General features: G+C 50.4%; 1 protein-coding gene. It reads left to right on the forward strand.

Features of this window, described 5'->3' with window-relative positions; genetic code table 11:
- On the forward strand, nucleotides 1-363 hold a 363-nt coding region (locus tag VJI93_RS08565; RefSeq protein ID WP_324009286.1), incomplete at both ends, for a hypothetical protein.

Here is a 363-nt window from a genome sequence, read left to right on the forward strand (position 1 = left end):
GACGATTACCTACCTGACGATCATGCATCTGCGTGGTGTACCAAAGTTACTGATCATCTGTGGCAAGAATGCGATGCTGGCACAGCGCCGTGAGATTCTACGTCACTTTCCAGCATGGGCGGCATCTTATACGTTTATCCGTGGTAATCGGGAACGTCGGATGCACCAGTGGTCTGAGGATAAGCGTGTCTATATCACCACAGCACAAACATTGCTGGCAGATCTAGGCATGAGAGTGCCTGCCGCAGGACAAAAGCAAGCACCACGTATTGCCCCTAAATGGGTAGAGAGTGTTGCAAAGGTCGATGACGAATTCCACAAGAGGATACGTACCCGCAAGAGCAGCTACTTCGAATGGATGAA

The organism is Parvimonas sp. M20, from assembly GCF_035282425.1.
Classification (GTDB): domain Bacteria; phylum Bacillota; class Clostridia; order Tissierellales; family Peptoniphilaceae; genus Parvimonas.